The organism is Krasilnikovia sp. MM14-A1004 (genome assembly GCF_047159485.1).
Classification (GTDB): domain Bacteria; phylum Actinomycetota; class Actinomycetes; order Mycobacteriales; family Micromonosporaceae; genus Actinoplanes.
In genome coordinates this window covers 3,646,051-3,660,025 of record NZ_AP038773.1, presented here as the reverse complement: position 1 = coordinate 3,660,025, position 13,975 = coordinate 3,646,051, and the positions used below count along the sequence as shown (strand labels likewise).

Genomic DNA, 13,975 nt, shown 5'->3' with positions numbered 1-13,975 from the left:
CGGAATAACGGGCGCCGCTAGCAGAGGGAAAACCGGGAAAACATTAGAGATTCTGCGGGTTACCTCACTGTTACCGCACAGCCTATTCCCGGCCGGCGTACAGCGAACTCCGATAGAGATCCGCGTACCGGCCGGCGCGGGCCAGGAGCTCGTCGTGCGTGCCGGACTCGACCACCGCACCGCGGTCCATCACGAGGATGACGTCGGCGCTGCGCACGGTGGACAGCCGGTGCGCGATCACGAAACTGGTCCGGTCCGCGCGCAGCGCGCTCATCGCCTGCTGGACGAGCCCCTCGGTGCGGGCGTCGACAGAGCTGGTCGCCTCGTCCAGGATGAGCACGGCGGACTCCCGCAGGGCCGCACGCGCCAGCGTGACGAGCTGTTTCTCCCCGGCGCTGAGCGGGGCCACCTCGTCGTCCAGCACCGTGTCGTAGCCGTCCGGCAGGGTGTGCACGAAACGGTCGACGCCGGTCGCCCGGGCGGCGCTGAGGATCTGCTCCCGGGTCGCCCGGGGCGAGCCGTAGGCGATGTTGTCCGCGACGCTGCCGTGGAACAGCCACGGCTCCTGCGGCACGATCCCGATCAGGGAACGCAGGTCGTCGCGGGTCATCGACGCGATGTCGACGCCGTCCATGAGGATCCGGCCGTCGTCGATCTCGTAGAAGCGCAGCAGCAGGTTGCTCAGGGTGGTCTTGCCCGCACCGGTCGGACCGACGATCGCGACCAGCTGGCCCGGCTCCACGGTCAGCGACAGGCGCTCGATCAGGGGGGCGTCGTCCGCGTACCGGAAGGACACCCGGTCGAATCGGATCCGGCCGCGCACCCGCCGGGGGTGCTGCGGCACCGCCACCTCGGCGCGCTGCTCCTCGGCATCGAGCAGCTCGAAGATCCGCTCGGCGCAGGCCAGCCCGGACTGCAACTGGCCGGCGACGCCCGCCAGCACCGTCAGCGGGCGGGTGAACATGCCCGCGTACTGGGTGAAGGCCAGCACCTGGCCCAGCGACATCGCCCCGGCCAGCATCCGGGCCGCGCCGAACACCGCCACCAGCACGTACGTGAGATCGGTGAGGAATCGGGCCGACGGCTCGATCGTGCCGGCCAGCTGCTGGGCCTGCCGCTCGGCGTCGGCCAGCGCCCGGTTGTGCACCTCGAACTCGCGGATCACCTCCCGCTGGCGGCCGAACGCGCGCACCAGCGTGTGCCCCGTGTACATCTCCTCGACCCGCGCGGTGACCTTGCCGGTGGCCGCCCACTGCCAGGCGAACCGGGGCACCGCCCGGCGGCCGACCACCACCATCACGGCGGCGCACGCGGGCACCGTCAGCAGGACCAGCACCGCCAGCAGCGGCGACAGCAGCAGCATCACGGCCAGCGCGCCGACTACGGAGAGCAGCATGTTCACGCTGTGCCCGACGGAGAGCTGCAACGTCTGCTGGAGATTGTCGACGTCGTTGGTGACCCGGCTGAGCACCTCACCCGGCGGGGTGCGGTCGAGGAAGCTCAGCGGCAGCCGGGACAGCTTGCGCTGCACCCCCGCGCGCAGCTCGTGGACGATCTCCTGAACGGCGCGGGACAGCACCCGGCCCTGCAGCCAGGCGAACACGGCACCGGCGAGGAAGACGCCCAGGCTCAGCGCCAGCAGGGTGGCCAGCCGGGTCAGGTCGACGCCCGCACCCGGCACCAGATCGGCCGGGTCGAGCGTGGCGGCCAGGGTGTTCTCGCCCCGCTCGCGCAGCTCGGCGAGGGCCTGCTCCGGGCTGGTGCCCGGCGGGAGCGTACGGCTGACCAGGCCCGCCGCGATCAGGTCGGTGGCCCGGCCCAGCAGGTACGGGCCGAGCAGCCCCGCCCCGGTCGAGAGCAGGCCGAACAGGACGGCGACCGCGAGGGCGCCGCGTCGCGGGCGGCACAGGCGCAGCAACCGGCGGGCCACCCGCCCGCGACTACCGGCGGCCGGGCCGCGCATCCACGACCTCCTCGCCGTCCGGGTGCGAACGGACGAACTCGCGGTACACGTCGCAGTCGCGCAGCAGGTCCGCGTGGGTGCCCGCACCGACGATCCGCCCGCCGTCGAGCACGGCGATCCGGTCCGCGGCCGCCAGCGCGCCGACGCGCTGGCTGGTCAGCAGCACGGTCGTACCGGTCAGCTCGGCCCGCAGCGCCGCGCGCAGCCGGGCCTCGGTGCCCGCGTCCAGGGCCGAGAAGCAGTCGTCGAGCAGCAGCAGCCGCGGGCGGCGCAGCAGCGTCCGCGCGATCGTGAGGCGCTGCCGTTGCCCGCCGGACAGGTTCAGGCCGCCGCGGCCCAGCACGCCGTCCAGTCCGCCCATCCCGCGCACCACGTCGTCGACCTGCGCCACCGCCAGCGCGTGCCACAACCGCCCGTCGTCCGCGGAGGGATCGCCGAAGCGCAGGTTGTCGCGCAATGTGCCGGAGAACAGGCGGGCGGTCTGCGGCACCACCGCGACCAGCCGGCCCAGGTCGTCCGCGCCCAGGTGCCGGACGTCGGTGCCGTCCAGCAGCACCGTGCCGGCGGTCACGTCGAACTGCCGCAGCACCAGGTGCAGCAGGGTCGACTTGCCGCTGCCCGTGCCGCCGACGATGGCGACGGTCTGGCCGGGATCGGCGACCAGGTTCACCCCGTGCAGGACGGGGCGGGCGCAGCCCGGGTGGGCGTACGCGACATCGCGCAGCTCCAGCCGCCCACCGCCCGCGGCCGGCACCGGGCGGGCGGGCTCCCGCACGGTGGGCTCGGTGTGCAGCACCTCGGTGATGCGGCGCACCGAGGCGACCGCCCGGGACAGGCCGGTGATCACCACGAGCGTCATCACCATGGCCAGCACCATCAGCGACAGGTAGCCCACCAGGGCGCTGAGCGTGCCCAGCCGCAGCGTGCCCGCGTCCACCCGCTGACCACCGAACCAGATCAGGGCCGTCATGCCCACGTTGGTCACCAGCGTCACCAGCGCGGCGAACGACGTCAGCAACCGGCCCACCCGCAACGACGGCGCGAACACCCGCCGGTTGGCCGTGGTGAACCGGTCCCGTTCGCGCTGCTGCTGGCCGAAGGCCCGCACCACGCGTACCCCGGTGATCTGCTCGCGCAGGATCCGGGTGATCAGATCCAGGCCCCGCTGCAACCGGTCGTAGGCGCCGGACATCGTGACCAGCAGGGCCGCGATGCACCCGCAGATCGCCAGGAACACCAGCACCAGCAGCAGGCCGAGCCACATGTCCCGGGTCAGCGCCAGCACCAGGCCGCCCAGCGACAGGACCGTCGCCGACAGCGCGACGTCGAACAGACCCAGCACCAGCGCCTGGGCCTGGGCGACGTCATTGACGGTACGGGTGACCAGCGACGGCGTCCCGAACCGGTTCACCTCCCGCGCCGAGAGGCGCAGCACCGCGCGGAACACCGCGGAGCGTACGTCGCGGCCCATCCCGGCGGCGACCGCGGCCCCGGCCCGCCCCGCGGCGACCGAGACGCCCACCTGTATTCCGGTCACCGCCGCCATCGCGATCCCGACGCCGACGATGTAGTCCAGCGCGCCCCGCACCACCCCACGGTCGATGATCAGCGCGTTCAGCGTGGGCAGCAGCAGGACGCAGACGGTCTGGACGAGCTGCAGCACCGCGATCAGCGCGATCTTCGACCGGTACGGCCCCAGGTACGCGCGCAGGAATCCGGTCAGCACAGGGCGACACTCCGGGGCCTCACGTCGGCGTGGAACTCCCCCGAGTAGACCCCGAACGCAGCACGTAGATCACTAGGAACCGGCGCCGCAACTTCTGAGGATTCCCTAGTGGCCGGTGACCTACTGTCCCCTCGAAGCGCGGCGGCCCGACGGCCCGGCCTCGCGGAGAGCCACTCCAACGAGCGAGTCAGCAGGGAGACGGACCCGATGCCCAAACGCGCGCTGATCACCGGAATCACCGGCCAGGACGGCTCGTACCTCGGCGAGTACCTGCTGTCGCTCGGGTACGAGGTGTGGGGCCTGGTGCGCGGCCAGGCCAATCCGCGCAAGTCCCGGATCAGCCGGCTCGCCGCCGACCTCAACTTCATCAACGGCGACCTGATGGATCAGGCGAGCCTGGTGTCCGCCGTGGACAAGGTGCAGCCGCACGAGGTGTACAACCTCGGGGCGATCTCGTTCGTCCCGATGTCGTGGGAACAGCCGGAACTGGTCACCGAGGTCAACGGCATGGGTGTGCTGCGCATGCTGGAGGCCATCCGCATCGTCAGCGGGCTCAGCGCCCCGCACCGCGACCACGGCTCCCAGATCCGGTTCTACCAGGCGTCCTCCTCGGAGATGTTCGGCAAGGCCATCGAGACGCCGCAGTCGGAGACCACCGGCTTCCACCCGCGCAGCCCGTACGGCGTCGCGAAGGTGTACGGGCACTTCATCACCCGCAACTACCGCGAGTCCTTCGGCATGTACGCGGTCTCCGGGATGCTGTTCAACCACGAGTCGCCCCGCCGCGGCGCCGAGTTCGTCACCCGCAAGATCTCCCTGGCGGTCGCCCGGATCAAGCTCGGCCTGCAGGACAAGCTCAGCCTCGGCAACCTCGACGCCGTACGGGACTGGGGCTTCGCGGGCGACTACGTGCGCGCCATGCACGCCATGCTGCAGCAGGAGGACCCCGGCGACTGGGTCATCGGCACCGGGGTGATGCACACCGTGCGCGACGCGGTGCAGATCGCGTTCGACCACGTCGGCCTGGACTGGCGCGACCACGTGGTCATCGACCCGCAACTGGTGCGGCCCGCCGAGGTGGAGATCCTGTGCGCGGACATCGGCCGCGCCAGCGCCGCCCTGAACTGGAAACCGACAGTCGCGTTCGCCGAACTGATGCAGATGATGGTCGAGTCAGACGTGCGCCAGGTCACCCGCGAACACGAGTACGGCGATCTGCTGACCGCCGCGAGCTGGTGACGGACTGAGCATGGACACCGAAGACAAACTCCGCGACTATCTGAAGCGCGCCACCACCGACCTGCGGCGCACCAAGCGGCGCCTGCAGGAGGTCGAGTCGGCGGCCGCCGAGCCGATCGCCATCGTCGGCATGGCCTGCCGCTACCCGGGCGGGGTGCGCAGCCCCGAGGACCTGTGGCGGCTGGTCTCGGCCGGTGACCACGGCATCGGGCCGTTCCCCGCCGACCGTGGCTGGGATCTGGAGGCCCTCGGCGCCGACCCCGACGGCACGGCCGGTGGCTTCCTGTACCAGGCGCCGGACTTCGACGCGGACTTCTTCGGCATCTCGCCCCGCGAGGCCACCGCGATGGACCCGCAGCAGCGGGTGCTGCTGGAGGTCACCTGGGAGGCGCTCGAACGCGCCGGCATCGACCCGCACTCGGTCAAGGGCAGCGACACCGGCGTGTTCGCCGGAGCCATGTCGCAGCAGTACCAGGTCGGCGCGGAGGAGGCCGAGGGCTTCCAACTCACCGGCAACGCCAACAGCGTGCTGTCCGGGCGTCTGTCGTACACGCTCGGGCTGGTCGGGCCCGCAATCACGGTCGACACCGCCTGCTCGTCCTCGCTGGTCACCCTGCACCTGGCCGCCCACTCGCTGCGCACAGGTGAGTGCGCGCTGGCGCTGGCCGGCGGCGTGACGATCATGTCGAGCCCTGTCACGTTCGCCGAGATGGGCCGCCAGGGCGGCCTCGCCGCCGACGGCTTCTGCCGCTCCTTCGCCGACGACGCCGACGGTACGGGCTGGTCCGAGGGCGCCGGCATGCTGGTGCTGGAACGGCTCTCCGACGCGCAGCGCAACGGCCACCCGGTGCTGGCCGTGATCCGGGGCAGCGCGATCAACCAGGACGGTGCCTCGAACGGGCTGACCGCCCCCAACGGGCCGTCCCAGCAACGGGTCATCCAGCAGGCGCTGATCAACGCCCGGCTCTCCGCCGACCAGGTCGACGTGGTCGACGCGCACGGCACCGGCACCACGCTCGGCGACCCGATCGAGGCGCAGGCCCTGATCGCGACGTACGGCCGGCAGCGGCCCGCCGATCGGCCGCTGCTGCTCGGCTCCGTGAAGTCGAACCTCGGCCACACCCAGTCGGCGGCCGGGGTCGCCGGGATCATCAAGATGGTGATGGCCATCCGTGCCGGGGTGGCGCCCCGGACGCTGCACGCCGAGCACCTGTCCACCCGCATCGACTGGTCCGCCGGTGCGGTCCGGCTGCTGCAGGAGAACCAGCCGTGGCCCGAGACGGGGCAGCCGCGCCGCGCCGCGGTCTCCTCGTTCGGCATCAGCGGCACCAACGCGCACACCATCATCGAGCAGGCCCCCGAACAGGAGACGGCCGCGCCGGACACCTCAGCCGGGGCCGCGGCGTCTGCTGCGGTCGCGTTCCCGCTGCCGGTGGTGCTGTCCGGCAAGTCCCGTGACGCGCTGCGCGCGCAGGCCGACGCGCTGCGGGCCGCGCTGGGCGCCGACTCGTTGCTGGACACCGCCTTCTCCCTGGCCACCACTCGGGCGGGCTTCGAGCACCGGGCCGCGGTCGTCGCGGCCGATCTCGATCAGCTCCGGGCGGGGCTCGACGCCCTGACCGTTGATGCCCCCGCCGCCGGACTCGTCAGCGGCACCACGGCACCGAAGTCCCGGCAGGCGTTCCTCTTCACCGGGCAGGGCGCTCAGCGGCTCGGTATGGGCCGCGACCTGGCCGCCCGCTACCCCGTGTTCGCCGACGCGTTCGACGCCGTGCTGGCCGAACTCGACCGCCACCTCGACCGCCCGCTGCGCGACGTGATCTGGGGCGAGGACGAGGATCTGCTGCGGCAGACCGCGTACGCCCAGCCGGCGATCTTCGCGTTCGAGGTCGCGTTGTTCCGGCTGGCCGAGTCGTGGGGCCTCACGCCCGACTTCGTGACCGGCCACTCCGTCGGTGAGCTGGCCGCCGCGCACGTCGCGGGCGTGTTCACCCTGTCCGACGCGGCCACCCTGGTCGCCGCGCGCGGGCGGCTCATGCAGGCGCTGCCCGCCGGTGGCGCCATGGTCGCCGTGCAGGCCACCGAGGCCGAGGTCCAGCCGCTGCTCACCGGCCGGGTCGCGATCGCCGCGGTCAACGGGCCGGACGCCGTCGTTCTCTCGGGCGACGCGGACGCCGTCACCGCGGTCGCGGACCACTTCGCCGCACTGGACCGGCGCACCACGGCACTGCGGGTGTCGCACGCCTTCCACTCGCCGCACATGGACCCGGTGCTCGACGAGTTCCGTACGGTGATCGCGAGCCTGTCCCCGCAGCCGCCGCTGCTGCCCGTCGTCTCGTCGGTCACCGGCGCACAGGCGAGCGTCGAACAGCTCACCTCCGCCGACTACTGGGCCGGGCAGATCCGGCAGCCGGTGCGGTTCGCGGACGCGCTGGGCTGGCTGTCCGCCCACGGGGTCCGGGTCCTCATCGAACTGGGACCCGATGCCGCCCTGACGGCGATGGCCGCCGCCGGCGCGCCGGACGCCGCCGCGGTGGCACTGGTCCGCGCCGAACCCGGCGAACTGGCCGGCACCGCGACCGCGCTGGCCCGGCTGCACGTGCTCGGCATCGGCGTGCGCTGGGCGCAGTACTTCGCGGGCACCGGCGCCCGGCGCGTCGACCTGCCGACGTACGCGTTCCAGCACCGCCGGTTCTGGCCGAAGGCCGGATCCGCCTCCGCCGGTGACCCGCGGGCCGCCGGGCTCGGCCGCACCAACCATCCGCTGCTGGGCGCGGTCGTCTCCCTCGCCGACTCCGACGCCGTGCTGCTGACCGGCCTGCTGTCCCTGCAGACCCACCCGTGGCTGGCCGACCACACCGTCTTCGGGGCGCGGCCGGTGCCCGGCACCGCCCTGCTGGAACTGGCGATGCGGGCGGCCGAGGAGGTCGGCGCGGACCGCGTCGACGAACTGACCCTGTCGGCTCCCCTGGTGCTGCCCGCCCGCGGCGGGATGCAGGTGCAGCTCTCGATCGGGCGGCCCGACGCCGCCGGGCGCCGTGCACTGACCGTCTACTCGCGACCCGACACCGACGACGACCAGCCCTGGCTGACCAACGCGACGGGCTTCGTCGCCGTCGGCGCCCCGGGGACCGGCGCCGACACCGGGCCGTGGCCGCCCGCCGGGGCGGACCCGGTCGAGCTCGGCGGCTTCTACGACACCCTGGCCGACGCCGGATTCGACTACGGGCCCGCGTTCCGCGGCCTGCGGACCGCGTGGCGGCTCGGCGCCGACGTGTACGCCGAGGTGGCGCTGCCCGACGGCGTCGACCCGGCCGGGTTCGGCATTCACCCGGCGCTGCTGGACGCGGTCCTGCACACCGCCGCGCTCGTCGACTTCGGGCCGGGTTTCGCCGGAGGTCTGCCGTTCTCCTTCGACGGCGTCTCGCTGCACGCCACCGGTGCGTCCACGGTGCGGGTCACGGCGACACCGGTCGGGGACACCGCTATGGCGCTGCGGGTGTCCGACCCGGAGGGCGCGCCGGTCCTGTCGGTCGACGCGCTGACCCTGCGCTCTGCCGTCCCGCAGCAGGCCGACGACGCGGCCGTGGTGCGTGACGCGCTGTTCGGCCTGACCTGGACACCGGTCACCCCGTCGGGGGAGCCGCCACGATACGTCGAGTTCGCCTCCCTGAACGCCCGGGCCACCGCCGACGCCGTCACGGCCGACGCGGCGTCGCCCGACCCGGTGTCGGGTGAGCCGGTGTCGGGTGAGCCGGTGTCGGGTGCGACTGTGCCGCCGGTGGTGCTCTATCCCGTCGGGGCCGCGGCCGACGGCGACGACGTCGTGCGGACGACCCACGAGGTGACGGCTGAAATCCTGCGGGTGGCCCAGCACTGGCTCGGCGACGACCGGTACTCCGGGTCCCGCCTGGTGTTCCAGACCTCCGGGGGCCTCGCCGCTGCCGCGGTCTGGGGCCTCATCGGCTCGGCCCAGGCGGAGCATCCGGGCCGCTTCGGACTGCTCGACGGGGACGACCCGGCCCTGATCCCGGCCGCGCTCACCGTGGACGAACCGAAGCTGCGGATCCGCGACGGCGGGATCCACGCGCCCCGGCTGACCCGCAGCCGGCCCGGTGACACGCCACCGGCCTGGGACGCCGACGACGTCGTACTGATCACCGGCGGCACCGGGGGGCTCGGCGCGCTGCTGGCCCGGCACCTCGCCGCGCAGGGTGTGGGCAGCCTCGTGCTGCTGAGCCGCCGCGGGGTGGCCGACGAGACGCTGCTGGCCGACCTGGCCGGGCACGGCGCCGAGGTGAGCGTGGTGGCCTGCGACGCCGCCGACCGCGACGCCCTCGCCGCGGTGTTCGCGCGGCACCGGTTCACCGCGGTCGTGCACGCGGCCGGGGTGCTCGACGACGGGGTGCTGTCCGCGCTCACCGGTGAGCGGCTGGACGCCGTACTGAAACCGAAGGTCGACGCGGCGTGGCACCTGCACGAGCTGGCCCGCGAGGTGCGGGTCTTCGCGCTGTTCTCCTCCGCGGCGGGCACCTTCGGCAATCCGGGTCAGGGCAGCTACGCGGCGGGCAACGCCTTCCTGGACGCGCTGGCCCGGCACCGGCACGGGCTCGGCCTGCCCGCGGTGTCGCTGGCCTGGGGCGCCTGGGAGCAGGACGGCATGCTCTCCGACGAGGTCGCCGCGCGGATGCGGCGGTCCGGGATGCCGCCGCTGAGCGCCGCGCAGGGCCTCGCGCTGTTCGACGCCGCCCTGAGCGCGACCGAACCGGCGGTGCTGCCCATCCGGCTGGACCTGCCGGTGCTGCGCGCGCACGCCGACATCCCGCCGCTGCTGCGTGGCCTGATCCGCAGGCGGGGGCGGCGCGCGGCGGGTGGCTCCGGCCAGGCCGCCGCGCTGACCCGCCAGCTCGCCGCCCTGAGCGCGGACGAGCGCGGCGACGCCGTGGTGGACCTCGTCCTCGCCCGGGTGGCGGCGGTGCTCGGCCACGGCGGCGCGGCCGAGGTCGACCCCGATCGGCCGTTCAAGGACCTCGGCTTCGATTCGCTCACCTCGGTCGAGCTGCGCAACGGGCTGGCCGCGGCGACCGGGCTGCGTCTGCCCGCCACGCTGGTCTTCGACCACCCGACCCCGCGGGCGCTGGCCGGGTTCGTGCTGTCGGAGCTGTTCGACCCGGGCGCTCCCGCCGTCGTCCCCACGGTCGGCGGACCGGTCACCGACGACCCGATCGTCATCGTCGGCATGGGCTGCCGCTATCCGGGCGGGGTCGGCTCGCCCGACGAGCTGTGGCAGCTGGTCGCCGAGGGCCGCGACGCCATCTCCGGCCTGCCCGTCAACCGCGGATGGGACCTGGAGAAGCTCTACCACCCGGACCCCGACCACCCCGGCACCGCGTACGTGCGGTCCGGCGGCTACCTGCACGACGCGGGGGAGTTCGACCCCGGCTTCTTCGGCATGTCGCCGCGCGAGGCCGTCGCCACCGACTCGCAGCAGCGCCTGCTGCTGGAGACCGTGTGGGAGGCCGTTGAGCATGCAGGCATCGACCCGGTCTCGCTGCGCGGCAGCCAGACCGGCGTGTTCGCGGGCGTGATGTACAGCGACTACGGCGCGGGCGGCGCGGACTCCGAGGGCATGCAGGGCAGCGGCACCTCGCCGAGCATCGTCTCCGGCCGCGTCTCGTACACGCTGGGACTGGAAGGGCCGGCCGTCACCATCGACACCGCCTGCTCGTCGTCGCTGGTGGCCATGCACCTGGCGGCGCAGGCGCTGCGCGCGGGGGAGTGCTCGCTCGCCCTGGCCGGCGGCGTCACGGTGATGTCGACCCCGCTGGCGCTGATCGAGTTCTCCCGGCAGCGCGGCCTCGCCCCGGACGGCCGGTGCAAGGCGTTCTCCGACGCCGCCGACGGGGTGAGCTGGGCCGAGGGCGTCGGCGTTCTCGTGCTGGAACGCATGTCCGACGCCCGCCGCCACGGCCACGAGATCCTCGCGGTGCTGCGCGGCTCCGCTGTCAACCAGGACGGCGCGTCCAACGGACTCATGGCCCCCAACGGGCCCGCGCAGCAGCGGGTGATCCGGCGGGCGCTGGCCACGGCCGGACTGTCCATCACCGACGTCGACGTCGTCGAGGCGCACGGCACCGGCACCGCGCTGGGTGATCCGATCGAGGCGCAGGCGCTGCTGGCCACGTACGGGCAGGAGCGGGAGACGCCGCTGCTGCTCGGGTCTGTCAAGTCGAACATGGGGCACACCCAGGCCGCCGCGGGTGTGGCCGGGGTGATCAAGATGGTGCAGGCGATGCGGCACGGCACCGTGCCCCGGTCCCTGCACATCGACCGGCCGTCGTCGCACGTGGACTGGGCCAGCGGTGCGATCGAGCTGGCCACCGAGGCGGTCGCTTGGCCGTCGGTGGACCGGCCGCGCCGGGCCGGGGTGTCCTCGTTCGGCATCAGCGGCACGAACGCGCACGTCATCATCGAGCAGCCGCCCGCCGTGCCCGCCCCGGCGCCCCGGCGTCCCGCGGGCACCGTGCCGTGGCTGGTGTCCGGCAAGACCCGCGCCGCGGTCCGCGCCCAGGCCGCCCGCCTGCGCGCGTACCTGGAAAGCCAGCCGCAGCTCGAACCCGCGGACGTCGCCCTGTCGCTGGCCGTCACCCGGTCCTCCTTCGAGCAGCGGGCCGCAGTCGTCGGCGACGACCGGGCGGAACTGCTGCGGTCGCTGACCGCGCTGGCCACCGGTGCCCCCGACCCGGGCGTCGTCGAGGACGAGGCCCGGCACAGCCGGATCGCGGTGCTGTTCACCGGTCAGGGCAGCCAGCGCGCGGGCATGGGCCGCGACCTGTACGCCCGGTTCGGCGTATTCGCCAGGGCCTTCGACGCCGTGACGGCGGAACTGGACCGGCACCTGACGGCCGCCCCGACCGGCACCGAACGGCCGCTGCGCGAGGTCATCTTCGACACCGACGGTGACCTGCTGGACCAGACCGGCTGGGCGCAACCGGCGATCTTCGCGGTCGAGGTGGCGCTGTACCGGCTGGCCGAGTCGTTCGGGCTGCGCCCGGCGCAGCTCGCGGGCCACTCCATCGGCGAGATCACCGCCGCGCACGTGGCCGGGGTGCTGTCGCTGGCCGACGCCGCCGCGCTGATCGTCGCCCGGGGGCGGCTCATGCAGGCGCTGCCCGCCGGTGGCGCGATGGTCTCGATCCGGGCCGCCGAACCCGACGTGCTGCCGCTGCTGGGACCGGACGTGTCCCTCGCCGCGGTCAACGGCCCCGACTCGGTGGTCGTCGCCGGTGCCGAGGACGCCGTGCTGGCCGTGTCCGGGCGGTTCGACAGGTCGCGGCGGCTGCGGGTCAGCCACGCGTTCCACTCAGCCCTGATGGAACCCGTCCTGGACGAGCTGCGGGCCGTGGTCGCCGGGCTGACCTTCCACCAGCCGACGATCCCGGTCGTCGCGGGGGGCGACGTCACGGAACCCGAGTACTGGGTCCGGCACGCGCGCGACACCGTGCGGTTCGCCGACACGGTACGGGCGCTGCACGACGCGGGCGCCGGCACGTACGTCGAGCTGGGGCCGGACGCTGTGCTGTCCGCCATGGTGTCCGACGTGCTGGGCGACGGCGTCTGCGCCGTACCGTTGCTGCGCGCGAAGCGGGCCGAGCCGCAGTCGGTGGCGACCGCCCTCGCCCGGCTGTGGGCGCGCGGCGCCGCGCCCGACTGGAACGGCTACTTCGCGGGTACCGGTGCCCGGCGCGTCGACCTGCCGACGTACGCGTTCCAGCACTCGTTCTTCTGGCCCGTCGCCGACCAGACGCCGACCGGTGGCGACGGTGCCACCGGCGACGAAGAGCTGTGGGCCGCCGTCGAACGCGGCGACGCCCGCGAACTCGCCCGGCTGCTGCACGTCGACACCGGGGCCGGCCTGGACGGCCTGCTGCCCGCGCTCTCGTCCTGGCGCCGGGGCAACCAGCGCCGCTCCCAGCTCGACGGGTGGCGCTACCGGACGGCGTGGGTGCCGCTGCGGGTCACCGCCAGCCCCGTGCTCGACGGCACCTGGCTGCTGCTGAGCACCGGCGCGCAGGCCGACCTCGCCACGCGGCTGCGCGACGCCCTCACCGCCCACGGCGCGCGGGTGGAACAGGTCGAACTCGACGAGTCCTGCACCGACCCCCGGGCGCTGGCCGGGCGGCTGCCCGCCGACGTCGCCGCCGCGGTGTCGCTGGCCGCGCTGGACGAGAGTCCCCACCCGGCGCTGACCCTCGGCCTCGCGCTCACCGCCACCCTCGTGCAGGTCCTCGACGCGCCACTGTGGAGTGTCACCCGCGGCGCCGTCGGGACCGGCGACCACGACCGGGTCACCTCGCCCGCGCAGGCCGCCGTCTGGGGCCTGGGCCGCGTCGCCGCCCTGGAATACCCGCGCCGCTGGGCCGGTCTCGTCGACGTGCCCGCCACCGATGATGCGGCCGTCGTCGACAAGCTGGTCACCGCGTTGGCCGGGATCGCGGGCGAGGACCAGGTAGCGGTGCGCGGCTCCGGACTGTACGCCCGGCGGGTACTGCGGCGCCGCGTCGAGGCCCTGCCCGCCGACGGCGAGTTCACCGCCCGGGGCACCGTCCTGGTCACCGGCGGCACCGGCGGGCTCGGCGCCGCCGCGGCCCGCTGGCTGGCCCGGCACGGCGCCCGCAAGCTCGTCCTGACCAGCCGCCGCGGCCCGGACGCACCCGGCGCGGCGCAGCTGCGCGACGAACTGGCCGCGCTCGGCGCCGACACCGAGATCGTCGCCTGCGACGTCGCCGACCGGGCCGCGCTGGCCGCCGTCATCGCCGCCGCCGGAGACGACCTCACGGGCGTCGTGCACGCGGCGGGCGCGGCGCAGAACTCGCCGCTGGCACAGACCAGCCTGGACGAGTTCGCCGACATCCTGGCCGCGAAGGTGCGCGGCGCCGCCCACCTGGACGAGCTGCTCGGCGACCGGACACTCGACATGTTCGTCCTGTTCAGCTCGATCGCCGGGCAGTGGGGCGGCGGCGGGCAGTGCGCGTACGCGGCCGGCA

The 13,975-nt window shown here is 74.1% G+C and carries 4 protein-coding genes (1 of these 4 cut by a window edge); 2 read left to right on the top strand and 2 right to left on the bottom strand.

Annotation, left to right across the window (positions count from 1 at the left end):
- Positions 1 to 82: 82 nt before the first annotated feature.
- Positions 83 to 1,963 (bottom strand): ABC transporter ATP-binding protein, encoded by a 1,881-nt coding sequence (locus tag ACMCNN_RS15920; RefSeq protein ID WP_412741276.1) that lies wholly within the window; start codon positions 1,961 to 1,963, stop codon positions 83 to 85.
- Positions 1,941 to 3,689: an ABC transporter ATP-binding protein gene (locus ACMCNN_RS15915; protein ID WP_412741275.1), complete on the bottom strand. Its 1,749-nt coding sequence runs from the start codon at positions 3,687 to 3,689 to the stop codon at positions 1,941 to 1,943. Before ACMCNN_RS15915 ends, ACMCNN_RS15920 begins: the two co-directional genes overlap by 23 nt.
- Positions 3,690 to 3,896: 207 nt before the next feature.
- Here ACMCNN_RS15915 and ACMCNN_RS15910 point away from each other — a divergent pair, with 207 nt between their 5' ends.
- Entirely contained in the window at positions 3,897 to 4,928 is a 1,032-nt protein-coding gene (locus ACMCNN_RS15910; RefSeq protein ID WP_412741274.1) for a GDP-mannose 4,6-dehydratase, read from the top strand.
- Positions 4,929 to 4,938: 10 nt separating this feature from the next.
- Positions 4,939 to 13,975 carry the start of a type I polyketide synthase gene (locus ACMCNN_RS15905; RefSeq protein ID WP_412741273.1) on the top strand. The gene runs 18,278 nt beyond the window's last position, so only the first 9,037 of its 27,315 coding nucleotides appear in the window; it begins with the start codon at positions 4,939 to 4,941; its stop codon lies beyond the right edge, outside the window.